Here is a 22,244-nt window from a genome sequence, read left to right on the forward strand (position 1 = left end):
AGACATAATGCAGGATTTAATGAATTCTTAATTTCTTAAAGTATTTTCGAAGCTCAAATTGAACAAATACATGAAGTCGATTTCTCTCCTACTTATCTTTTTATTGCAGATAATTCTCCTTTCATCATGCCAGAATGATAAATCAAAAAATGAGGCAGCTCAGCAAAAAATGGTCGAGCTATTACTTGAGAAAAGACTTTTTGCACATAATTCCCAAAATCCTTTCAATGCAGAAGCGAAGATATTCACAGTCGATTCCATCCTTGCGCTTCATTCAGAAGACTACGATAACAATGCACTCAATTATGTAAAAGCAAGTCATCTTCTTCAGGCCGGGCAGGAAGAGAAATCAATTGCAGCACTGACTCAACTATTAAAAAATGTTGACGGAACAAATACCAAGTTGATAAAGCTGATTACGTCAAACCTTGCTTTGTCATATTTGCGACTAGGCGAGCGATCCAATTGTATAGCCGGACACGCTGCTGAATCATGTATACTTCCCATAAAAGGATTAGGGATTCATACCAAGCCCATTGCATCACAAAAAGCAAAAGAGCTTTATCTATCTATACTAAATAATGACCCCAATGATCTTGAATCGCGCTGGCTCCTTAACATTGCCTGCATGACATTGGGAGAATATCCTAAAGAAGTGCCCGCTAAATGGTTGCTGCCAGGACTCGATGGTGATGCAGACAGCGTGAGAGTTCTGGCTTTTGAAGACGTGGCCTCTGACCTAAAACTGGATGTTAATAATATGGGTGGCGGAAGCATAGCTGAAGATTTTGATAATGACGGCTACATTGACCTTATGATCTCCAGCATCGGACTCGCTGATAAAATGCATTACTTCAAAAATAATGGTGATGGAACCTTCACCGATCTCACAGACAAAATTGGACTGACAGGGATCAACGGCGGCCTCAATATGATCCAGGCTGACTATAACAATGATGGATTTAAAGATATTTTCGTTTTACGAGGAGCATGGAAAAGGAGATTCGGCAAAGAGCCAAACTCTCTTTTGAAAAACAATGGTGATGGAACTTTTACTGATGTCACCGTTAACAGTGGACTTCTCTCATTTCATCCCACTCAGGCAGGTACCTGGAATGACTTCAACAATGATGGTTGGGTAGATTTATTCATTGGAAATGAAACAGTGATGAATGCCCCTGGCAGTAATGCAGTTCAGGAAATACATCCCTGCGAATTATTCATTAATAATCAGGATGGAACCTTTACCGATATCTCCCAAAAAGCGCAGGTCGATATTGTGGGTTTTATTAAAGGAGTAACTTCAGGAGACTATAATAATGACGGACTGAAAGACATTTTTATCTCCAGCATGAATGAAGGAAGAATGCTGTTAAAAAATAAAGGAGGTAAGGGGAAAGAAATAACATTTGAAAATGTAACCGCCGAAGCCGGACTTGATCTTGACAAAGGAAAAACATTCCCAACATGGTTCTGGGATTACAACAATGATGGCTGGCTGGATATTTTTGTTTGTGATTATACTTCAGAAAATTCACTCGCATATTATTTTGCTGCGGAAAACTTAGGGATACCTGCCGGCAATCCCGACAAGACTTTTTTATACAGAAATAATCAGGATGGAACGTTCACTAATGTTGCGAAAGAAGCAGGACTAAATAAAAATATTTTTGCTATGGGATCCAACTTCGGTGACATCGACAATGATGGATACCTCGACATGTATCTCGGCACAGGCAATCCCGCTTACGAATCTATCATTCCCAATAAAATGTTTAAGAACATCGATGGAAAACGTTTTGCAGACGTCACCACTTCAGCACGCGTTGGTCATTTACAGAAAGGACATGGAGTTTCTTTTGCTGATTTCGATAATGATGGAGATCAGGATATCAATATTGAAATGGGCGGAGCTTATGACGGTGATTCCTATCAGAATTCATTTTTCCTGAATCCCGGGCAAAATAATAATCACTGGATATCCATTGATCTTGAAGGAAGTAAATCAAATCGTGCTGCCATCGGATCAAGGGTTAAAGTGACTTTCAGGGAAAATGGAGTCTCCCGCAGTGTTTACCGTGATGTAAATTCAGGTGGAAGCTTTGGATGTTCACCCTTCAGAAGAGAAATTGGCATTGGTAAGGCAAACATCATTGACGAACTTGAAATCAAATGGCATGGCAGTGGTACCGTGCAGGTATTTCAGAATATAAAACCAGATCAGTTTATTAAAATCTTTGAAGGTAATGATGTGATTAAATTTGTTGAGTTAAAGAAGATAAATTGGCTGCTACCAAATCGGTTGTGCATACCAGTATTGGCAGGCGGTCGATAGAAAAACTTACCCCCCAGCGGGGTAGCGGATATCAATGTAGTCCTTGTAGATTCACACATTAATCGAATCTTATGAAACTACTGGCTCTCCTCCTTCTTTTTCCCTTTTTATGCATTGCTCAATCATCCATCACCCAGGAGGATCGGCAAAAAGCCAACAGTTTTTACGTTGCGTCTGATTGGTCCAATGCTATTACGGCGTATAAAAAAATTGCTGAAGCAGAACCACAAAACTGGAACGCGCGCACCCGACTTGGTGTATCATATCTCTCCAGTGGAAATTCAAAAGAAGCAGTCAAGTATCTGGAAGAGGCTGTGAAGATCGGCAACAACAATCTTTCGATGTATTACCTCGGAAGTGCATTTGCCATGACCAAACAACCGGATCAGGCTTTTCAATGGATTGAGAAATCAATTAAAAATGGATTTGCTCAGATAAGTGTTTTTGATGAAGATAAAAACCTTATGGCTCTGAAATCCGATTCCCGCTTCTCGAAATACCGGGATGAAATACTCAAAACTGTTTATCCATGTCGTTATTCTGAAAAATCACGAGCATTTGATTTCTGGATTGGTGAGTGGGATGTGAAAAACGTTCAAGGTCTGCCTGCCGGTAAAAGTAAAATCGAAGTAATGCTGGGAGATTGTGTGCTTCTCGAAAACTGGACCAGCGCCCCTCCCAATGCATACGCGGGGAAAAGTTTCAATCTCTTCAACAGTGCATCACAGAAATGGATCCAGACCTGGGTCGATGATAAAGGTGGCCTGATTGAATTTATCAATGGAGAATACAAAGACAATAAGATGGAATTCGTCACACATCCAGACGCTAAGAATCTTATAACACGATTAACCCTTTACAATCTCGGACCCGATCGCGTTCGACAGCATTTCGAAACGACCTCTGATGATGGAAAAACCTGGACAACTACCACGGATTTGAATTACTTCAGAATTAAGTAGAAATCAGTCCTAAAGGCCAAATTTTAACCCTTCAGTAACCTTTTCAAAATCCTTGCGTTTATTAGTTATAATTTTGTATAATATACAATGTATAACCAATGAGCAACAAAGGAATTGGCGAATTTGAAGAATTGGTTCTCCTGGCAGTCTGCATACAGGAAGGAACAGGTTACGGCATCTCTGTTAAAAGAGAGGTCGAGAAACATTCAGGCCGCAGCATTCTTCTAGGTGCTGTACACATAACACTTTACCGTCTTCAGGATAAGGGGCTTCTCAAATCTGAGCTTGGTGGAAGCAGCGAGAAACGGGGCGATAGGCGTAAAAGGCTTTTTAAAATCACAAAAAAGGGAATGGAACATCTCCGTGCTTCCCAGGAAGTGCGTCAAAAAATGTGGGGAATGATTCCACAGCTTAATACTGGCTCATGATGCGTCAACGTAAATCATTTGTACGCAGTATAACGGATAGCATTCTATCGCGCTTTATCGATTCATTGTATCTGGAGGAATTGCTTGGCGACCTGGACGAGATGTATGACGATCGGCGCTCTTCCAGAGGAAAATTTATCGCTGATTTCATGTACTGCTTCGACGCCGTTCATTTGCTCATCGGGTTCTCAAAATCAACACAGCATCAAAACAATCACACCATGTTTATCAGCAATATGTTCAGGATTGCCTGGCGCAATGCACTTCGTCACAAGCAATTCACTTTCCTTAATATTAGCGGACTTACTATTGGAATAGCTACTTGTCTGGCGATAGGACTTTATGTTTACGATGAGACTACTTACGACACGTTCCACACTAACGGGAATCGGATCTATAGAATAAATCAACCCATGATCTGGGGTGATTGGAATGGGAAGTTTGCTTCAACAGGTCCAGGTGTTGCAGAAGCACTGCGTTCTGATGCTCCTGAATTTGAAGAAGTGACAAGGATACTGGCCATGGGCGAAAGAACCGTTCGTGTTACGATTGATGGAAAGCCATCTTACTTCCCTGAAAAAAAGTTTTTCTCTGCGGAAGAGAATTTCTTCAAGGTATTCTCATTTGAATTCGTTCACGGAAATCCACTGACCGCATTAAAAGAAAATTATAGTTTAGTGGTAACTGAAAGCACAGCAGCTCGCTACTTCGGTAGTGAAGATGCCATTGGAAAGCTTATTGAACTAAAAAATTCAGATGGTACTTATACATCGTATACCATCAGGGGTGTCGTTGCTGATATACCAGTCAAATCACACCTTCAGTTTGACATGCTTGGATCATTGTCGAGTGTTGAAGAAATGAGAGACAATAGCTGGAAGTGGATATGGACAGGCTTCGGAACTTATGGTCTTGTGAAAGAAGGAACTGATATTAATGCGTTAACAGCAAAGATCCAAACGCTTCCACCAAAGTGGGCAGCAACAACGACAGAACGAATATTTAATCAAAGCTTTGACGCATACGTTGCAGGAAAAAAATGGTCGCTCTATCTTCAGCCGGTCAGTGATATTTACTTATCCTCCTCGCCTTCTCAACACCGGTTCGGTTCCACTGGCAATCCGCAATTTGTTATCATATTCGGAGTAATAGGGATTTTAGTCCTTGTATTATCGTGCATCAACTTTATGAATCTTTCAACCGCACGATCCGGCAATCGTGCGAAAGAAGTTGGAATCCGGAAGGTACTCGGTTCTCAAAAGATCACGTTGGTCAGACAATTCATTGTTGAGTCAACACTCTATGTTGTTGTAGCCGCTGTTGCAGCGTTGGTGCTCGTTCAACTGTCATTGAATGCATTCAACAATATTGCAGTCAAGCAACTGGAATTGTTGCCTCATTTTGCCAATCCATACTTTATTGGCATCCTTGTCGCATTTATTTTGATGTTGGGTGTGTTGGCGGGAAGCTACCCTGCATTTTATTTATCAGCATTTCAACCTGCGGAAACATTGAAAGGAAAGGTGCGGTCAGGTTTCAAAAGAAAAGGAATACGCAATGGAATGGTTGTGTTTCAATTTACGGTTTCCATCACGTTGATCATCTGCACCTTCTTTGTTCAGAAGCAGCTTTCATATACAAGTAGTATGAATGTAGGGATTGTAAAAGATCATGTTCTCCAGCTTCACTATATGGAACAGTTAGGCAACGGAGTTGATATACTGAAGGCTAAGCTGGAATCGAACCCTGCGTTCAAATATGTTTCCCGCGCACATTCAATTCCTCCTTATGTCTGGGAAGGTGATCGCTATAAAGCCGAAGGGCCGGATCAACCTGTTCTTGATCTAAGCTATGCGCGTGTAGACGAGCAGTATCTTCCTTTATTAGGTGTTGAATTTATTGCGGGTAGAAATTTTGATCCGGCAAATCCGGCTGACAAACATAAGATCATCCTCAATGAAGAAGCAGTTCGGGCATTAGGCTGGGGGTCAAAGGACACATGGACCGAAGATTCACCGATTGGAAAATTTGTAATACAGGCATTTGACAAGGAGGAGAAACTGGAAGTGATTGGGGTAGTGAAAGATTTTAATTTTAACAGTGTTAAAGAGCAAATCCAGCCTTTACTGGTGATGCATCATCTCAACGATCTTCACTGGAGTTTCGGAAGTGGAAAATCTTATCTGGCATTGCGTCTTAATCCTGTAGCAGTTCAAAACAGCGATGACCTTCAGGCGATCATTGATGGTGTTAAAGCTGAGATAGCAAGCATTGATCCTTCAGTTATCTTCCAATATAGTTTTATGGATGAGGAGTTTGAAAACACATTTCGTGCAGAAAGACAGATGGGCGTCGTATTGAATCTCTTCACAGGCCTGGCGGTAGTGATTGCATGTCTTGGACTATTTGGACTTGCCGCCTTTTCTGCCGAACAACGTATAAAAGAACTAGGCATACGAAAAGTAATGGGAGCAAAAGTACATGAACTCGTATTCCTGTTCTCCTCTGAATTCACAAAACTTGTTGTTCTGGCGATCGTTATCGCATCACCACTGGCATGGTTTCTTGTTGATTATTGGTTGAGCAATTTTGCCTTCCGCACATCAATTGACATCTGGGTGTTTGTTGTTGCATCGGTTAGTGCCCTTGCTATTGCCGCGCTTACTATCAGTTATCAGGCAATCTCAGCAGCTAATAATAACCCTGTTGATACGCTTAGAAACGAATAATGATATTATAGAAACTATTTTCTATTCAGTAGAAATATCAATGCTGAAGAGATCGAACACATTATCAAGGCCGCAATGATGAGGGAGTTCTCCTTTTGCAAAATCCCGATAATAAAATCACCGACGAACATAACCAGGAAGAAAATGTATGCAATTGTCAGCATCGGAACTGACTTTTTTAAGGTCGCAAAGGCAAAGATGAAGCCCAGAGCAAATTGGCGGGCAGCCCACATGTAAATCAGATAATCAACACCTTTTGCGTTAAGATCAACTGTGTCTACGACTGATTCCGGGGCAATGCATAACGATATGCTTACCATGATTTCAAGCAATGCAAAAATGCCTGATACAATGAGGATCCATTTTGGAAGATATTTCTGGTTGTCTGTCATAACTGATTTGTTTATTTCCCTTGCCAGTACCCTTACTGAACTCCTGCTGTACTAAAATAAAACCTACCGTTCTGGAAATCGCAATGATGAGCGAACTTCACTGTCGCAGAAAAATTGCTATGGTGAACAAAGCTCACCGTCGCAGAAACTGCTTTGGTGAGCGTAGTCGGGGTGAGATGATTCGAACATCCGACCTCCACGTCCCTAACGTGATGCGCTAACCGGGCTGCGCTACACCCCGAAAAAATCGAGGTGCAATAATAATAAAATCTTTCAGAACACAGAATCTGCCCAGTCTTGTCGTTTTGCAAAAACTCTTATCAAAAAACTGTTGAAATATTTGCGTAGTTGAATGACTACACTAATTTTGTAGTCAAATAGCTACATAATGAATCTAAGACGCGACGTATTTCAGGCCATTGCAGATCCCTCCAGAAGGGCCATTCTCCTGCTGGTAGCATCCCAGGCCATGACCGCGGGGGCCATCGCCTCCAACTTTGACACCGCAAGACCCACTGTTTCAAAGCACTTACAAATATTAACTGAATGCGAGTTGCTTAAACAAGAACAAAATGGCAGAGAGATTTACTATCACATCAATGCAAAAAAAATGAAAGAAGTTGCTGACTTCATTGAACCCTTCCGCAAAATCTGGGAAGACAGATTCAACAAACTGGAAACAATCATGAAAAAATATAAAAGCAAATAGCCATGGAGCAAAAAACCAAAATCAATGCGGAAGACGGCAAGCAGGAATTGTTCATCACCCGGGAATTTGATCTACCTCTGGAATTACTTTTTAAAGCATATGAAGATGCAGAAGTTGTTGAGCAGTGGATGGGAACAAAAGTTTTAAAACTGGAAAACAAAAACCACGGCAGCTATCAATTTGAAACAACTGATCCAAAAGGAAATAAGCACAGATTCAGCGGATCCATCCATGAATTTAATCCAAATAGCAAAATCACCAGGACATTTGAAATGGAGAATACGCCTTTTGGCGTGCAACTTGAATTTCTGGAATTCGAAGAGATCACCGCTGATACCAGCAAACTCACGATGCATGTTGTTTACAGATCGGTTGCTATCCGTGATCAGATTCTCAAGCTACCATTTGCTCAAGGCATCAACATGGCGCACAATAGAATTCAGGACATCGCAAACAAATTAAAATAAGATATTATGACAAAGCGAAATAAAATCACCTATTGGATTGCTACGATCTGGCTTGCATTAGGAATGATATCAACCGGAGCCGTTCAGATACTCAAAGCCAAAGAAGGCGCAGGTGGAGTCAATTCAATTGAACAACTGGGCTACCCTACCTACTTTCTGACACTACTTGGTGTTTGGAAAGTCCTGGGAGTTATAGCTGTGCTTATTCCCAAATTTCCTTTACTAAAAGAATGGGCTTACGCGGGTTTTTTCTTCGCCATGTCGGGCGCAATATTTTCACACATCGCATCAGGCAATAGTTCAGTGAATGAAATATTTCCTTCATTACTGCTTCTGATCCTAACAATTATATCCTGGTATTTCAGGCCAGCGGATAGAAAAATTCAGATATACGGCTAAACTCACATCAATAAATCTTAAAACAATTTATCATGAGCAAGATCAAAAGGAAGTTGTCATCACAACAAAGTCAGGAAATAATCAATGCCTTAAAAGTCAGGTTTGAAAAAAATATGAACCGCCATAAAGGTATTGAATGGCTCAAAGTACTGACAAAGCTTGAATCAATCCAAGGTGGAGAAAAATTGTGGTCGCTTAATGAAATGGAAAAAACAGGCGGTGAACCCGATATTGTTGGCTATGACAAAAAATCGGGTGAATATATTTTCTTTGACTGTTCAATCGAAAGTCCTAAAGATCGAAGAAGTTTTTGTTACGATCACGAGGCACTGGAGTCAAGAAAAGAAAATAAGCCAAAGGATAGTGCTATCAATATGGCCGAAGAAATGGGCATAGAAATTCTCTCCGAGGAGGAATATCACGAACTGCAGAAGCTTGGCAAATTTGACATGAAAACTTCCAGTTGGATTAAAACACCTTCTGAGATCAGAAAACTTGGCGGTGCGATTTTTGCTGATCTACGATACGCCAGGGTTTTTGTTTATCACAATGGTGCAGAGTCTTACTATGCTGCAAGAGGCTTCCGTGGTTCCCTTAAGGTTTAATTCTTCAACTTAAAAACGCAACATGAATCCCAAAGTTGATTTCTATTTCAAAAAATCGAAGTGGCAGAAAGAGCTTGAGCAATTGAGAATGATTGTTCTTGATTGCGGACTAACCGAAGAATTGAAATGGGGCAGTCCAACTTACACGTTTCAGAAGAGCAACATAGTTCTGATCCATGTATTCAAAGAGTACTGCGCTCTTTTGTTTTTCAAGGGCGCACTATTAAAGGATAAAAAAGGTATTCTGATCCAGCAAACCAAAAATGTCCAAGCAGCGCGACAACTCCGGTTCACCGACGTACACGGAATAGTAAAGCTGAAAGTCACAATAAAAGCATACGTCTATGAGGCCATTAAGGTCGAGGAAGCTGGTTTGAAAGTAAGCCTCAAAAAGACTTCAGAATTTACCATGCCGGATGAGTTCAAAAAAGCGCTGGATAAAAATCGTGCTTTGAAAGCTGCCTTCAATTCATTGACTCCCGGAAGACAAAGAGGGTATCTCCTGTACTTTGCTGCACCCAAACAATCCAAAACCCGTGAGTCAAGAATTCAAAACTCTTTAAAGAAAATACTTTCCGGTGAAGGATTAAATGACAGGTAATTCAAGTTGTGAGTTAGAGGTTCTTTGGATTATCTTGTCTGCAAGATGAACTCTCTTTTCATTTTCAAGATCTCCCAATGGGTCAACTTTGTTGCGCTTGGCGTTTTTATTTTAATGCAGGCTTACTGGTTTGTTAAAGAAAAAAAGGGGCCCAAAGAGATTCCCCCATTCTTCCTGGGATTTATTCTCTACAATCTTCCGTTCCTCTTACTGGCATTGTCTATGTATTTCCAAAGTCCGCCGGAACTGTTGCTTGGATCTATCCGGCTTTTCACTTTATTGATCCTCACAGCGATCAATGTCTGGCTGCACTATAATGGCGACAAAGGAGGGAATTCCATTGGAATGCTGGTTATATTCTTTTTAATGATTGCGGTCCCTGCAGTTGTGATCATTGAAATCTTTGTTTGGGTGTTATAATCTCTTATTACGACTGACATTGAATATAACCGCAATGACAATAATCACAACCCACCCTGCTCCTATCGTCCACAGCATGCGGTTTATCAACATCGAAAAAAGAAAGATATCCACCTTGCCTGTCCTCCAGAACACCCACTCACTGGCAAGTTTTGTTGCAAGGATGGGATGACCCGTCTCAAGAATAATAATCCCATCACCAGTCTCTGGATTCAGTCGAACTGCCGTATTGATTGAGGGAGTGCTTTTTCCATCATGTCCAATAATGAAATCATATTTATCGGTGATTGCATATAGAACCGTACCTAATCCCCAGATATCAATTCCCATTTGCTTTGCATTAGATTTCCTCATCAACTTAACGGTTTCAGGATTCAAAACATTTCGTCCAATGGATTCATTGTTCTTACCTCTAAGATGCGCCTGGAAAAATAATTCAAGATCTGAAAGGGAAGTATACAGAGAGGTGGCAGCTAACGAAGTATAGTAATAGTGTTTTGCCCTGGCGCCATCACTGTCGTAAAATTCAACCAGTGAATCATTTAAAGATTGATTCCATAAATAACTTGAATGTTTCATACCCAACGGTTCAAAAACAGATTCTTTCATATAGGAGGCAAAAGATTGATGACTGACTTCTTCGACGATTAATTGAAGCAGCGTAAAGCCCCCCCTGAATACTTAAACTCACTGCCGGGTTTAATTCCCACTTTCACAGATCCACTAATTCCTTTATCAGCATCTGAGGCTTTTGTGAGAGACTGCTCTAAAGATTGGATCTCATTTATTGTTTCAAATCCTGAATATCCAAGTCCATCGGTTAATCCTGCGGTATGACTTAAGAGTCTTCGTATTGTGACTTCCTCATTGTTGAATTCACTCTTTGGCAAATGCCACCGCGTTAAGTACTTACTCACAGGCGCATCAAGGTCAAGCTTGCCCTCTTCCACCAGCTTCATAATTCCGAAGGCAGAAATCCATTTACTCAGGGATGAAACCTGAAAAATGGTATTTCTATTCACAGGCTTTCCAACAGAATAAAATTCTTCATAGTCAACACTTCCATTCTTCATGGTAGCCAGGGCAAAATTGCCAACGAACTGCTTGTCTATTTCGACCTGAATTGCTGAACGAAAAGAATCTGCGGCATTCTGCCGGACGATGGATTTATGCAGCTTACCCGTCACAGTTCCGGTGAAAACAAGCACTACCCAAACAATCATGGCAATAGCGATACATAAAATATTGATCAATATTTTTTTCATAGTAAAATAGTAAGAATGATGAGCTACTTAAGCGCCAGCAACTTGCGTTGATTCAGAACGGGAGAGATATTCATACCCTTTATAGAGAATGAGTATCTCAACTACTACGGCCGGTATCATAATAACATAAGTAACGAAAAACAGGACGACGGTCACGAGCAGGCAACCAAAAACGATCTCCAGTATTCCCGCCACACGCGCGAGTTCACCCATTCCATCCTGTAATCGGATAAGTGCCACTCCAAATACAATACTCAACGCCCCAAAACACAAAGCCGCTACAATGTATGTGTACAGCAGGTCATCAAAATTTTCTTCTGATAATGAATATATGTCTAAAGCACCCATGAGGAACGTAGCGATCATGAGGACACTGGCAGACACTTTCAATAAGCTATTTTCAAACACATTACTCAATGCGATAAATCCCCAGGCGAATAATGAATAAGAAATTACCATCACTACTGAAAGTGCAGTATAGATAGCATTCATTTTAAAATCCCAGCTACGGCTGCTCATGAACCAGGACATATCCATGACACCTAGAATAATTTGAGTTATCAGGTAGACAGCTCCGGCCAGTGCGGCTATTAGTAAAGTGTTTCGTGAGGCGTGTGGTAAAATAATTTTCTGAGGTTCCATGACTTGGTTGGGTTTGGTTGAAAATGATTCATAACTCTCTCCAAGTGCTTCCAATAAAATTTTCACAGTCGACATGCGGGGTAATACTTCGCTGCTCTCGATACGCTGAATCGTTCGCACGCTGACGTGGCTTTTCTCCACCAGCTCTTCCTGAATAAGATTTTTTGATTTGCGGAGTGCCGTGAGTCGTATTCCCAGTTCTGGCTGTTGCATGTCAATTTTTTAGATGCACAATGTTACGGGTTTAACGCGTACCGGTGGATTGTTGAATGCAATTTTCACCCGTCGTTTACCCGTCATTTGCTGAAAAACACATGACAATGCAGCTTTTGGCTATGACCAACCCGTCAGTATCTTGAAGTGGTTCATGATTCGTTCGTTATTGCAAACCAAACGTCCGAAAGTGAAGGGCTTTACAGAAGTATTCGTGGTTTTCCTGGCAATTCTCATACTCATTACTGGCTGAATTATTGATTAGTTTCGAATCCATGAGTCAAATTCCCTCCAGGCTTTTTATCAACATTATTCTTAGAAACAGAGAGGTGTACCTGTTAAAGATCATTACGCTGGCGATTGCGCTGGCATCCTCCATTTTGATCATCCTGTTTTCTATCAATGAATTCGGTTACGATACGTATCATAAAGATTCTAAAAGCGTCTTCCGTGTGTTGCAAAGAACAACGGATGAGGAATACAGCGGGAATAGATTGTCGGCCAAAATTCCAATTGATATTATCCATCAATTAGCGGATTCAAAAGATTCATTGACCGTCTCAAGGGTGAAAATAATGAAGGATATAACAATTATATCCCGCGATCAGGCTTACGACGGTCAAAAGATCCATGCTGTTGATCCATCCATAACCAGGATTTTTTCATTTGAAAGTATTGATGGAGACATTCGAAAATTCAGTTCCCCCAATGAACCGACGGTAATTCTGTCGTCCAGTGCTGCAATGAGATTTACAGGCGCAGTGAATGCTTCAGGGAAAAGCATGCATTTCATTACTTCCGGAGATACCGTTACCGCCATTATAGCAGCTGTCTTCAAAGACTTTCCACAAAATACACATGAAGATTTCAATGTCTTTCTGGCTTTTGATCCCACGGTCATAAAGAGTTTGAGCTTTGACCCTGATGAGACAGGTGTTTATGGAAGAAAATCAATCATCAATCCATCTCCTATTAAGAAAGGGAAACTGGAGTACTCATTTCAGACCATTACTGAAATATATTTTGGTCCAAGAGTACTCGGTGAAGATGCAAGACACGGAGACAGCTACAGTGTAATTATTCTAGGGTGTATCGCCGGGTTGATTCTCTTTTTAGCCATCACGAGTTTTGTCAATCTCACCACACTCACACTCCCCTATCGATCAAAAGAGTTGGCAATCAAGAAACTTTCAGGAACAAGTCAGAGTAAATTATTTTACGATTTTTTTAAAGAGTCATTTACTCTGGTAGGCATTGCGTTAATTATTGCGTTGATGATGCTACTGGGCGCACACTCATACATTGAATCCATTCTTGGCTTGCGAACCATCGACATGTTCCTCCATGGCGACATCGTTTTGTTGATGACCATCTTGTCACTCTTTATAGCCCTTACTCTATCACCTTTGTTCTTAGTGGTTAGATTTATAAGAGCATCACCTAACCGACTGCTCCGTACGGATACCATTACATTTCCAACCTTCAAGCGCACCATTACTTTTCTCCAATTAGGCATTAGTATTTTTCTGATCATTGCCTCTGTAGTTGTTCGTCGGCAAATCAACTATTCACTTATCAAAGAACCCGGAAGGAATCAGGATCAGGTTATTTACATTGATAGTCCCTCCGGTATGACCAATGAACATATTTCGATACTGCGCTCAGACTGGAAGAAAGACAATCCCAACATTGTAGATGTTATAGGAGTATCACAACTCCCTGACCGTATCAATAGCCAGGAGATTGGAACCGGACTTTATCTATTAAAGGCAGATGCTGGATTCAGGGATTTCTTTCACTTTACTATGGATGAGGGGAACTGGTTTAATGTCAATGATGACAAATCAATGGTCATCGTTAATAAAAATGGAAAGGTCATGTTTAAGAGGGACACCAGTCTTATCCGTGGTGTCATTCAAGATCTCAGTGGGCAATTCAATCAACCTGAGAAGCCAATCATTATAAAACTGGGAAGCGACTATAATTACAATTGGCTATGTGTCCGTGTTCTTGAAGTTGATATTCGCAGGACTGTTTCCGAATTATCCAGGCAATTTTCATCCCGTGAAGGAAAATCAAATGTTCATTTTCTTGATAGTCGCTTTGAGAACTGGCTGAATTATCAGGATCGGCTCAATGTGCTATCGGAAATTCTTACGATGATCTCATTGCTGCTCTCCTGTTGTGCAATTTATGGATTGAGCGTAAGTCTGGTGCGCGATAAGATGAAACAGATTGCTATCCACAAATTATATGGTGCGCCGATCCAACAAATCACTCAATTACTTGTAAAGGCTTTTGCAAAGGAAATGCTGATAGCATTAATTGTTTTCGGACCCCTCACCTATATCTTCCTTAGCGAATTATTGAGAACATTTGTTTACGCTACAAAATTCAACTGGCTTGATCCTGTTTATCCGATTGCATATTGTGCATTTATTATTTCAGCATTGTGTGTGTTCCAAGCCTTGAGTCTTAATCGTTCCAATTTAACTTCTTCCCTGAAAGGCTAACACGCTTAAGCCTCCGGCTGTACGATAACAAACTGCACCAGGGGGAAATCAAGTTTCACATTCACACGTATGCGCTCGATGGCGTTGGTAATATCTTCAGTGTCCAGGTCAGGCTTAAACTCAACAATAAGCATGAGCACAACAGCTTCCGGAGATTGATAGGAAGATAACATACTCTTGACACGCACAATCGTCGCATCTTTCTCAACAAGAATCTTAATAAGCTTTTGTGTTTCGGGAGCAATACCCTCCCCCATTAACAGACTTCTGCTTTCACGTGCAAGAATGAACGAAACGAAAACCAGCAGCAGTCCAACACAAACAGATGCTACACCGTCGAGATAGGGAAGATGCAGTGTATGAGCGATCAGCATGAAGACTAAAACAATTAACAGACCTGCAACTGCGGCGGCATCCTCAAAAAGCACAAGAAAGATTGCAGGGTCTTTGCTGGTAATGACAGTATTCCAGATTGATAATTCACCCCGCACTTTGTTGAATTCCTTGAAAGCAACTGCGAATGAAATGCCCTCAAATAAAAGAGAGAGGACAAGGACCACATAATTCCAAAAGGGATCCGTCAATTCTTCGGGAGTGACGATGTGATTAATGCCCTGATAAATGGACAGTCCGCCACCCAATCCAAAAATCAAAATGGAAACTATGAATGCCCAGAAGTAGAGTTCTTTTCCATATCCAAACGGACGATGCTTATCCGCTGGCCTCTTACTTCTTTTTAATCCATACAGAAGAAGAACCTGATTGGTAGTATCCACCACTGAGTGAATACCCTCTGAGATCATGGAAGAACTATTGGTAAATCCACCTGCAATGAATTTTGTAATAGCAATCAGCAGATTGGCAAATAAAGCTGCGTAGATGGATTTGTTTCCCGAGGATTGTTTCACGTCACTTTCAAGATGGCAACAAACCCGCTGAAATTCAAATCAAAAGTCTGATGTAGAAAAGTAATCACATAAATGATTCCCGGTTTGGCAGCCGGCGAATCGGTTTACAGCTTAAATCATTCCTGACTCCTGGAAGTTTGCTTCCGGTTTGACTCTGCAATTTCAACAAGAACATCCTGAATATAAGTCTTCAGGTTTTTGTTGGCCTGCATTGCCAGGCTTTTCAAATCATTAAGAATGGGGGCTGGTATATCAATCAGCTTACGCAATGGTTTTCCCTGATCGTTTGAATTTGTCATTGAGTTCATGTTTTATTCGGATCTAGTTTCCGATCTATATACGATACTAAAGAATCGTGCCATCCACTAAAAACCTGCCTAAAAAGGCATCCTATCGAAGATTTTTTCTGATTTTAAAAAGAATCTACTTTTTGCGAAATCCTGCCAGCCTGATGCCTTTTTCCAGATAACTACAACTTTTCATAAGCTTCCAAAGAAAGCCCGTCTGAAAATTATCAATCATCATGATTACGGGTCCTTCATTCAGTCCAAATTGCCACATCGACACCCAACCCAATTGATCCTTGTCCTTTTGAACATACGTCGGATTAAAGCTTGCCTTCAATCCATAAATTCTTGGATCGTGAAGATTCAATCGTTCGGTATCATTTCGCATGGCGGGCAGCACGATCTCCGGAGCAAATGGCAAAGATGCTACTACTGCCCAGGGGGATAACGTTCCATCATCGGGCCCAAGCGGCGCACCGCGTGCCTTGTAATCATAAAACACTCTTTTTTTACCGTTAATTACTTTTGAAAAAGGACCCGGACCATCGCTGGCTGAGAGTCCCCATGAAAGCTCACTGTACTGCAGAAAATCTCCTGGATTATCTTTCGCATATTCCTGATGGATCAATGTTGCCCTTCTTGCATTCTCAAAATAATCAATGCCAGTTCTTCTGCAATAGTCATCTTTCAAACCTTTCATGTCGAGCCACAGGTGTAGGAATTGATGGATAAACAGCGGACCTGAATAGGTGTATTCAATACCATAAAATTTCTTCCATTCAAATGAATCGGTCCAGCGTGGATAGATAGAAGGATCAATTGGAAAAGTTGGTGAACCCAAAGCCAGAAAGTAAAGTAAATGCGCTTCACTAAAATGCTTGTCCCAATGTCTGCGCATAAATCCACTCTCTGGCTTCCATCCATGCGTTATGCTTTTCTTTTTATTTAACGCCCACTGCCAGTCAATTCTTTTATACAATGCGTCTGCCAGTTCGCGGATCTCCTTCTCCTCTTTATTTTTCTCAACGAAATAACACGCCGAACTTAATGCGCCTGTTATGAAGAGCGCTGTGTCCATCGTGGAGAGTTCTGAATTCCAGGTGCGCTCACCTGTTTTCATGTGAAGAAAGTGATAATAGAAGCCTTTGTATCCCGTCGCAAATTTGCCTCTTCCCTGTTTGCTGTTATAGAAAAACCGAAGGATAGTAAGGGTTTTTTTTGCCGCCTCTTCTCTTGAAATCAAACCCCGCTCCACTCCAATGATATAAACTGATAATCCAAAACCAACGACCGCAATGCTCGAAGGAGAATCTGGTTTTGTTTTATCCGCTATCAATCCATTCTCAGGATTGGTTTGCTCAAGAAAGTAAGGGAATGTATCAGCAAGCAGCCGATCCAGCATTTCAGTATCCGATAATTTCTTCTTTGCAGACTTCTTTACACCTGATCGCTTTTCAACCATATCTTCTTACTTGCAAACACTGAACCATCGTATATAGGATCTACGATGTAAAAAGACCTTTTGGCATGAATTTTTTGTCTTTTTATTAAAATTCTTTATGAAAAAGCAAAAGAAGAACGGCTCATCCAGGAAGACTATCAGCCTTAAAAAGGTTTTCTCCAGAAAAAACAATCATCAGGGTCTTGGCGAAGATCTCACAACAGATGAAGCGAGAGAACTCCAGAAAAAAATGGCACCTAAAGAAGAGTTATGAAATCAACTACTCCCATTAAATTCGAGATAGGGCAGAAAGTATTAACTCCTGAAGGTGAGGGAATTATAATTTCCATTAAAGGCAACAAATTCAAAGTGAAGTTGACTTCCGGAATGGAAGGATTGTTTTCTGAAGATAAGATTGCTGATGATTCCGATGCGGGATGATCTACTGTGGAACTGATTCCACAGTTTCTAACCTGCTCAATTGGATCAATCGCAATTGAATATATGGCTTATGAAATCAGGAATGACCCAGATCGCCAGCGTCTGAGCTTTCAATTTCCTGTTTGCGGGTCTTTTTGTATTTCCTGCCATTTACATGACCTTCATCTTCTGAATCAGAATGATCATTGGCAAGCTCACCATCGTGCTTGATTCTATTCTTGACAGCCTCAGTCACATTTTTTCCTGAGGTGGAGATCATAAAGCTAATGAACATGCTGGCGGCAGCAGCTCCAAGAAGTCCAAGGATAATTCCGGGTGCATGCTTTCTGGCTCTTTTAAATCTTTTCATGACAAATGGTTTTATAAACTGATATTATAAAATAGTGTGCCGGCCACGCGCCTTAATTTTATTTTCCTTTTTTTGGATCTCACGCCGTGTTTTTACGTAATTGAAGAAACATATCAGAAAGACCCGAAAAAGGATGAATCCGTCCAAAATTCAGCACCGTTCGGGTTCAAAATCCCTACCCTTATCGAGACCTTATCGAGACCTTATGGAGACCTTATCGAGACCTTATCGGGACTTTTCCCGGATAACCTTCGGATTACCTACCTATTCCCCTCTCTTAACCTTCGGATGATCCAGCCTGTCTGCTCAGTGTCCTGACCTTGTGCCTGCGGTGTTATATGCTTGTCGTTACAGTCTATCATCGGATAGAAAATCATTTGATGGGTAGAATTGAACACAATTATTCTGAACCTATCTTGGCACGATGAAGGAGAGAGAAAATTATATTGACAACCTCCGCGTCTTCATGACGTTCCTGGTGATCCTGCATCACACCGCTATTACTTACGGTGCACCGGGGGGATGGTACTATAATGAAAAAGCAGATGGGTTGGCCTCAGGACTATTGTTGACCGTCTTTGTGTCAACCAATCAATCGTTCTTCATGGGAATGTTTTTCCTCCTCTCCTCTTATTTCGTTCCTGCTTCGCTGGATCGAAAAGGGACACTCAAATTTCTGCTCGATCGGTTGAAAAGGTTAGGGATTCCATTGATCTTCTATTCGCTTGTACTTGGACCGGTTACGATCTACATATTGATCAGACTTGGCTATAATAAAGAAGTATCATTCATAGACTATTACTTTAACCGAGAAGGATGGATCCAGGTGGGAGTACTATGGTTTACTGCCGCACTTCTTTTATTTACAACGATCTATTGCGCTATTGAATCACAACAGAAGTCAAAAACTCTTTTACCGGCACCCGATAATTCCTATATACTTTATTTTGCTTTGGGATTAGGATTGATCTCATTCGTTGTGAGGATTTTCTTTCCAATCGGCTGGACACTCGAGCCCGTTGGATTTCAGTTTGCACATTTCCCCCAGTACATCGCGCTATTCACTATCGGCATCATCGCCTATCGAAATCGTTGGTTTGAATCGCTTTCATATAAGCAGGGTAAAAGGTGGCAGCTCATTGCTTGTCTCCTATTGATCATTGGATTTCCTTGTATCTATTTATTAAAAGAAGTTACCCATGCAGAGATCACGCAATTCCTTGGCGGCTTAACGATACACTCATTTATCAATGCAATGTGGGAGCAAATGCTAGGCATCTCCATCATTGTTGCTCTTCTGGGAATTTGGAAGTCAAAATGGAATACAACCAGTGATCTGATAAAAGAACTATCACGAAGTGCATATGCCGTTTATATCATTCACCCACTGGTACTCGTGACCATCTCCCTTTTACTGAAAGATCTGGAGATCGCATCTCTTCTGAAATTTCTGATGACAGGAAGTCTGGCAGTTACAGTAAGCTTCCTGCTGGGATGGATTTTGGTCAGAACACCTTTAATAAAAGAAATAGTTTAGCATTTTAATATTTTGATTGAATCAAAAGCTTTGAAAACGGAGACACTGATCATTGATCAATTATCATTAACCGACCATTCCTTCATCCGCGCATTGGTCAATTCATCTGGCTGGCTTGAGTTCATTGGCGACAGGAACGTTACCTCCGACGAGCTGGCAACTGATTACATTCATAGAATATTGAATCATCCTACCACAAGATATTGGGTTGTAAAACTTGCTTCAAATAATGTTCCTATTGGAATCATCACTCTTCTGAAACGCGACTATCTTGAGTTTCATGACATTGGGTTTGCATTCCTTCCGGAATATGCCAAACAGGGTTTCGCCTATGAGGCCAGTAAAAAAATCATGAATGATCTGTTTCCGGAGAGCTCCATTCTTTACGCAATCACAATTCCAGAAAATATTAAATCTATCGGACTTTTAAAGAAGCTTGGATTTGAATTTGAAAAGGAAATTATTGCAAATAAAGAAACACTTAATGTATTTAAGTTAACGACTTAAATACAGCATTAATCTTTCGTGATATCCCAGTCTGGCTTATAAATCTCATGGACTTCGGGTAAAAAGTATAATCGCTTCTTGTCAAACAATTCTTTTTCTCCCGCATCTTTAAAGGTCAATATGTATTTTCCTCCTGTGGCGTAAAAATAAATCTTGCCACGACTGCTGTCCATTCCTTCGCGAAAGTCAATTGAAAGATCTTTTAAAATCTCCTCTGATCGTGCTTCTGAAACTCCTTTTTTAAATACGATAACTACTTCAATCTTTTCGTTTTTCATGAATTCCGATTTGATCTAAAATGATTTTCTATCCCGTAACAGCCCAAACATCTCCTCCACATTAATCTCTGTCATAACAAAATCCGGCTTGAGTGTATCCATGGCCATCTGAGGCATAAAAGAAACTTCGGCTGTTTTGGGATCCTGAATAATAATAAAACCTCCTTTTCTCTGAGCTTCTCTTAAACCATTCACGCCGTCTTCATTTGCTCCCGACAAGAGCATGCATGCAAGTGATTCACCATAAACATCTGCAGCTGATTCAAATGTCACATCAATGCTTGGGCGACTGAAGTTCACTTTCTCAGAATCATCCAGTGTGAAAGTATGATCTTTCTCGATCAACGCATGATATTCAGCGGGAACTACATAGATCATATTGGGAACAATCTCATCTTTGTCTTCAATCTCTTTTACAGTAAAGTCAGTGCGGTGGGCCAACACATCTACAAGTGTCGTATCATCGGTTGCCTTTCGATGAAAGATGAGGACAACAGCAATCCGGGAAGTTATTTTGAATTGCGGCAACAACTTCAGCACCATAGAGAGACTTCCGGCAGAGCCGCCAATTGCCAATAACTTTATTGAACCTTGATCTTTCATTAATAATCAGTGCTTTTCATCTTTCTCCAGATCTTCTCCTTATTTTCAAGCTGCTTGTATCCTTTACTGATCTCAGAGAATTTAAAACTCTCTTTCGAACCAAGTGCCATGAAACCTAATGTCTCCAGGCTCTGATCAAATAATTTAAGAGCCCTGTCTTGTAACGGCTTATCAAAATAGATCATTACATTGCGGCAAAGGATAAGTTGAAACTCATTGAATGAACTATCTGAAACCAGATTGTGAGTAGACAATATGATTTTCTTCCCAAGTTCAGAATCCAATTTTGCAACACTATACTGTGCTGTATAGTATGATGAGAAATCTCTTTTGCCCCCCGATAAAATGTAATTCTCTGAATATTGTTTCATCAGGTTCAAAGAATATAATCCTTCCCTTACCTTCATGAGCACCGCCGGATTAATATCAGTAGCATACAACAATGACTTGTGAAGAAGACCTGCCTCTTTCAACAAGATTGCCATTGAGTAGACCTCTTCTCCTGTTGAGCATCCGGCATGCCAGATCCGGATGAGCGGTCGGGTTGCCAGCACCGGTAAAACCTGTTCGCGAAGAGTCTTGTAAAAAGATACATCGCGGAACATTTCAGTAACATTGACGGTGATCTGCTCGATGAATCTGTTAAAGTAATCCTTGTTCTCGCGAAGGTTGTATCTGAACTCCGCCACACTCGGAAACTTATCGATCTTTATCAATCGATTAATGCGTCTTTTGAGAGAGGCCTGAGAGTAACTTGTAAAATCGTAGCCGTATATCTCCACGAGATCATCCATTATGAACTTTACATCAGCCTCCGTTACCTCTAGCGAATTTTCCAAAATCTATTTCAAGAACTTGTCCAGCACCTTCATCATTTTATCTACATCAACAGGCTTGGAGACGTAATCATCCGCACCCGCAGCGAGTACCTTTTCACGATCACCCACCATTGCCTGGGCGGTCACTGCGATCACAGGCATCTTTTTCACCTTGCTTTCGCGAATCTTTGAAAGAACTTCATAGCCATCCATTTCAGGCATCATCATATCCAGCAATACAATTCCTATCTCCTTATTATTCAAGGCCATGTCAAGACCCTCTTTTGAATTAGTTGTTGAGATGCATGTAAACCCCCGGGATTTTAAAACAGCCGATAGCGCGAAAATGTTACGATTGTCGTCGTCAACAATTAAGATTTTCTTTGACATGAATT

At 40.9% G+C, this 22,244-nt stretch carries 25 protein-coding genes, 1 tRNA gene and 1 pseudogene; 15 read left to right on the forward strand and 12 right to left on the reverse strand.

The window, feature by feature from the left end; all coding sequences use genetic code 11:
- The first annotated feature begins 169 nt into the window (after window positions 1–169).
- The 4 genes from HOP08_20395 (at window position 170) to HOP08_20410 (ending at window position 6,454) form a co-directional block, all read left to right on the forward strand.
- The gene (locus HOP08_20395) at window positions 170–2,335 is read left to right on the forward strand and encodes a CRTAC1 family protein (protein ID NOT77291.1); all 2,166 of its coding nucleotides are present in this window, start codon (window positions 170–172) and stop codon (window positions 2,333–2,335) included.
- A 71-nt stretch (window positions 2,336–2,406) separates the two neighbouring features.
- Window positions 2,407–3,297 carry a tetratricopeptide repeat protein gene (locus HOP08_20400; GenBank protein ID NOT77292.1) on the forward strand — a complete coding sequence of 297 codons (891 nt, stop codon included), beginning with the start codon at window positions 2,407–2,409 and terminating at the stop codon, window positions 3,295–3,297.
- A gap of 98 nt (window positions 3,298–3,395) precedes the next feature.
- Complete coding sequence (locus tag HOP08_20405; protein NOT77293.1) at window positions 3,396–3,725, forward strand: PadR family transcriptional regulator; 330 nt, start codon at window positions 3,396–3,398, stop codon at window positions 3,723–3,725.
- Window positions 3,722–6,454: an FtsX-like permease family protein gene (locus tag HOP08_20410; GenBank protein ID NOT77294.1), complete on the forward strand. Its 2,733-nt coding sequence runs from the start codon at window positions 3,722–3,724 to the stop codon at window positions 6,452–6,454. The genes HOP08_20405 and HOP08_20410 overlap by 4 nt, the downstream gene beginning before the upstream one ends.
- A gap of 14 nt (window positions 6,455–6,468) precedes the next feature.
- Here HOP08_20410 and HOP08_20415 read toward each other — a convergent pair whose 3' ends face one another.
- Window positions 6,469–6,846, reverse strand: a complete 378-nt coding sequence (locus HOP08_20415; GenBank protein ID NOT77295.1) for a hypothetical protein — start codon at window positions 6,844–6,846, stop codon at window positions 6,469–6,471.
- A gap of 166 nt (window positions 6,847–7,012) precedes the next feature.
- Window positions 7,013–7,087 (reverse strand) — tRNA-Pro (locus tag HOP08_20420).
- A gap of 147 nt (window positions 7,088–7,234) precedes the next feature.
- On the opposite strand from HOP08_20420, the gene HOP08_20425 reads away from it, so the two are divergent.
- From HOP08_20425 to HOP08_20450, 6 genes are read left to right on the forward strand one after another with little or no spacing between them, the layout of a single operon-like run.
- Window positions 7,235–7,555, forward strand: a complete 321-nt coding sequence (locus HOP08_20425) for a winged helix-turn-helix transcriptional regulator (protein ID NOT77296.1) — start codon at window positions 7,235–7,237, stop codon at window positions 7,553–7,555.
- Between the two features lie 2 nt (window positions 7,556–7,557).
- On the forward strand, window positions 7,558–8,022 hold the full coding sequence (locus tag HOP08_20430; GenBank protein ID NOT77297.1) for an ATPase: 465 nt from the start codon (window positions 7,558–7,560) through the stop codon (window positions 8,020–8,022).
- 6 nt (window positions 8,023–8,028) lie between these two features.
- On the forward strand, window positions 8,029–8,421 hold the full coding sequence (locus tag HOP08_20435) for a DoxX family protein (protein ID NOT77298.1): 393 nt from the start codon (window positions 8,029–8,031) through the stop codon (window positions 8,419–8,421).
- 32 nt (window positions 8,422–8,453) lie between these two features.
- On the forward strand, window positions 8,454–9,026 hold the full coding sequence (locus HOP08_20440) for a DUF4256 domain-containing protein (GenBank protein ID NOT77299.1): 573 nt from the start codon (window positions 8,454–8,456) through the stop codon (window positions 9,024–9,026).
- A gap of 22 nt (window positions 9,027–9,048) precedes the next feature.
- A complete protein-coding gene (locus tag HOP08_20445; GenBank protein NOT77300.1) occupies window positions 9,049–9,627 on the forward strand; it encodes a hypothetical protein in 579 nt (192 codons plus the stop codon).
- A gap of 45 nt (window positions 9,628–9,672) precedes the next feature.
- Window positions 9,673–10,047: a hypothetical protein gene (locus HOP08_20450; protein ID NOT77301.1), complete on the forward strand. Its 375-nt coding sequence runs from the start codon at window positions 9,673–9,675 to the stop codon at window positions 10,045–10,047.
- Here HOP08_20450 and HOP08_20455 read toward each other — a convergent pair.
- Both HOP08_20455 and HOP08_20460 read right to left on the reverse strand, forming a co-directional pair.
- A pseudogene (locus tag HOP08_20455) lies at window positions 10,042–11,312 on the reverse strand (beta-lactamase family protein). The gene HOP08_20450 and the pseudogene HOP08_20455 sit on opposite strands and share 6 nt — an antisense overlap.
- A gap of 27 nt (window positions 11,313–11,339) precedes the next feature.
- Entirely contained in the window at window positions 11,340–12,167 is an 828-nt protein-coding gene (locus HOP08_20460) for a helix-turn-helix transcriptional regulator (GenBank protein NOT77302.1), read from the reverse strand.
- A gap of 275 nt (window positions 12,168–12,442) precedes the next feature.
- Between HOP08_20460 and HOP08_20465 the strand changes: the two genes are divergently transcribed.
- Window positions 12,443–14,680: an ABC transporter permease gene (locus tag HOP08_20465; protein NOT77303.1), complete on the forward strand. Its 2,238-nt coding sequence runs from the start codon at window positions 12,443–12,445 to the stop codon at window positions 14,678–14,680.
- Window positions 14,681–14,685: 5 nt separating this feature from the next.
- Here HOP08_20465 and HOP08_20470 read toward each other — a convergent pair whose 3' ends face one another.
- The 3 genes from HOP08_20470 to HOP08_20480 all read right to left on the reverse strand — a co-directional run bounded on the left by HOP08_20470 (window position 14,686) and on the right by HOP08_20480 (window position 17,277).
- Complete coding sequence (locus HOP08_20470; GenBank protein ID NOT77304.1) at window positions 14,686–15,588, reverse strand: cation transporter; 903 nt, start codon at window positions 15,586–15,588, stop codon at window positions 14,686–14,688.
- Window positions 15,589–15,704: 116 nt separating this feature from the next.
- Window positions 15,705–15,887 (reverse strand): hypothetical protein, encoded by a 183-nt coding sequence (locus HOP08_20475; GenBank protein NOT77305.1) that lies wholly within the window; start codon window positions 15,885–15,887, stop codon window positions 15,705–15,707.
- A 124-nt stretch (window positions 15,888–16,011) separates the two neighbouring features.
- Window positions 16,012–17,277, reverse strand: coding sequence for a hypothetical protein (locus HOP08_20480; GenBank protein ID NOT77306.1), 1,266 nt, complete (start codon window positions 17,275–17,277; stop codon window positions 16,012–16,014).
- 157 nt (window positions 17,278–17,434) lie between these two features.
- Here HOP08_20480 and HOP08_20485 point away from each other — a divergent pair, with 157 nt between their 5' ends.
- Together HOP08_20485 and HOP08_20490 are read left to right on the forward strand one after the other, a co-directional pair.
- Window positions 17,435–17,590, forward strand: coding sequence for a hypothetical protein (locus tag HOP08_20485; protein NOT77307.1), 156 nt, complete (start codon window positions 17,435–17,437; stop codon window positions 17,588–17,590).
- Window positions 17,587–17,757 (forward strand): hypothetical protein, encoded by a 171-nt coding sequence (locus HOP08_20490; protein ID NOT77308.1) that lies wholly within the window; start codon window positions 17,587–17,589, stop codon window positions 17,755–17,757. The genes HOP08_20485 and HOP08_20490 overlap by 4 nt, the downstream gene beginning before the upstream one ends.
- Window positions 17,758–17,833: 76 nt before the next feature.
- On the opposite strand, the gene HOP08_20495 is transcribed toward HOP08_20490, so the two are convergent.
- Entirely contained in the window at window positions 17,834–18,106 is a 273-nt protein-coding gene (locus HOP08_20495) for a hypothetical protein (protein ID NOT77309.1), read from the reverse strand.
- 424 nt (window positions 18,107–18,530) lie between these two features.
- Between HOP08_20495 and HOP08_20500 the strand changes: the two genes are divergently transcribed.
- A complete protein-coding gene (locus HOP08_20500; GenBank protein ID NOT77310.1) occupies window positions 18,531–19,643 on the forward strand; it encodes an acyltransferase family protein in 1,113 nt (370 codons plus the stop codon).
- Between the two features lie 30 nt (window positions 19,644–19,673).
- A complete protein-coding gene (locus tag HOP08_20505; protein ID NOT77311.1) occupies window positions 19,674–20,150 on the forward strand; it encodes a GNAT family N-acetyltransferase in 477 nt (158 codons plus the stop codon).
- Window positions 20,151–20,158: 8 nt separating this feature from the next.
- Here the strand turns inward: HOP08_20505 and HOP08_20510 are convergent, their stop codons facing one another.
- Genes HOP08_20510 through HOP08_20525 form a run of 4 tightly spaced genes read right to left on the reverse strand, consistent with a single transcriptional unit; the run spans window position 20,159 to window position 22,239 of the window.
- A complete protein-coding gene (locus tag HOP08_20510) occupies window positions 20,159–20,428 on the reverse strand; it encodes a hypothetical protein (protein ID NOT77312.1) in 270 nt (89 codons plus the stop codon).
- Window positions 20,429–20,443: 15 nt separating this feature from the next.
- Window positions 20,444–21,031, reverse strand: coding sequence for a chemotaxis protein CheB (locus HOP08_20515; GenBank protein NOT77313.1), 588 nt, complete (start codon window positions 21,029–21,031; stop codon window positions 20,444–20,446).
- Complete coding sequence (locus HOP08_20520) at window positions 21,031–21,825, reverse strand: protein-glutamate O-methyltransferase CheR (GenBank protein ID NOT77314.1); 795 nt, start codon at window positions 21,823–21,825, stop codon at window positions 21,031–21,033. Before HOP08_20520 ends, HOP08_20515 begins: the two co-directional genes overlap by 1 nt.
- Before the next feature lie 48 nt (window positions 21,826–21,873).
- The gene (locus tag HOP08_20525; GenBank protein NOT77315.1) at window positions 21,874–22,239 is read right to left on the reverse strand and encodes a response regulator; all 366 of its coding nucleotides are present in this window, start codon (window positions 22,237–22,239) and stop codon (window positions 21,874–21,876) included.
- Window positions 22,240–22,244 lie beyond the last annotated feature (5 nt).

The organism is Cyclobacteriaceae bacterium, from assembly GCA_013141055.1.
Classification (GTDB): Bacteria; Bacteroidota; Bacteroidia; order Cytophagales; family Cyclobacteriaceae; genus ELB16-189.

Coding starts and splice junctions, on each gene's coding strand:
- HOP08_20450 (NOT77301.1), top strand. CDS start 9,673: ATGAACTCTCTTTTCATTTTCAAGATCTCCCAATGGGTCAACTTTGTT.
- HOP08_20445 (NOT77300.1), top strand. CDS start 9,049: ATGAATCCCAAAGTTGATTTCTATTTCAAAAAATCGAAGTGGCAGAAA.
- HOP08_20415 (NOT77295.1), bottom strand. CDS start 6,846: ATGACAGACAACCAGAAATATCTTCCAAAATGGATCCTCATTGTATCA.
- HOP08_20405 (NOT77293.1), top strand. CDS start 3,396: ATGAGCAACAAAGGAATTGGCGAATTTGAAGAATTGGTTCTCCTGGCA.
- HOP08_20465 (NOT77303.1), top strand. CDS start 12,443: ATGAGTCAAATTCCCTCCAGGCTTTTTATCAACATTATTCTTAGAAAC.
- HOP08_20440 (NOT77299.1), top strand. CDS start 8,454: ATGAGCAAGATCAAAAGGAAGTTGTCATCACAACAAAGTCAGGAAATA.
- HOP08_20435 (NOT77298.1), top strand. CDS start 8,029: ATGACAAAGCGAAATAAAATCACCTATTGGATTGCTACGATCTGGCTT.
- HOP08_20490 (NOT77308.1), top strand. CDS start 17,587: ATGAAATCAACTACTCCCATTAAATTCGAGATAGGGCAGAAAGTATTA.
- HOP08_20475 (NOT77305.1), bottom strand. CDS start 15,887: ATGACAAATTCAAACGATCAGGGAAAACCATTGCGTAAGCTGATTGAT.
- HOP08_20425 (NOT77296.1), top strand. CDS start 7,235: ATGAATCTAAGACGCGACGTATTTCAGGCCATTGCAGATCCCTCCAGA.
- HOP08_20410 (NOT77294.1), top strand. CDS start 3,722: ATGATGCGTCAACGTAAATCATTTGTACGCAGTATAACGGATAGCATT.
- HOP08_20395 (NOT77291.1), top strand. CDS start 170: ATGGTCGAGCTATTACTTGAGAAAAGACTTTTTGCACATAATTCCCAA.
- HOP08_20520 (NOT77314.1), bottom strand. CDS start 21,825: ATGGATGATCTCGTGGAGATATACGGCTACGATTTTACAAGTTACTCT.
- HOP08_20500 (NOT77310.1), top strand. CDS start 18,531: ATGAAGGAGAGAGAAAATTATATTGACAACCTCCGCGTCTTCATGACG.
- HOP08_20400 (NOT77292.1), top strand. CDS start 2,407: ATGAAACTACTGGCTCTCCTCCTTCTTTTTCCCTTTTTATGCATTGCT.
- HOP08_20525 (NOT77315.1), bottom strand. CDS start 22,239: ATGTCAAAGAAAATCTTAATTGTTGACGACGACAATCGTAACATTTTC.
- HOP08_20430 (NOT77297.1), top strand. CDS start 7,558: ATGGAGCAAAAAACCAAAATCAATGCGGAAGACGGCAAGCAGGAATTG.
- HOP08_20510 (NOT77312.1), bottom strand. CDS start 20,428: ATGAAAAACGAAAAGATTGAAGTAGTTATCGTATTTAAAAAAGGAGTT.
- HOP08_20515 (NOT77313.1), bottom strand. CDS start 21,031: ATGAAAGATCAAGGTTCAATAAAGTTATTGGCAATTGGCGGCTCTGCC.
- HOP08_20480 (NOT77306.1), bottom strand. CDS start 17,277: ATGCTGGATCGGCTGCTTGCTGATACATTCCCTTACTTTCTTGAGCAA.
- HOP08_20485 (NOT77307.1), top strand. CDS start 17,435: ATGAAAAAGCAAAAGAAGAACGGCTCATCCAGGAAGACTATCAGCCTT.
- HOP08_20495 (NOT77309.1), bottom strand. CDS start 18,106: ATGAAAAGATTTAAAAGAGCCAGAAAGCATGCACCCGGAATTATCCTT.
- HOP08_20460 (NOT77302.1), bottom strand. CDS start 12,167: ATGCAACAGCCAGAACTGGGAATACGACTCACGGCACTCCGCAAATCA.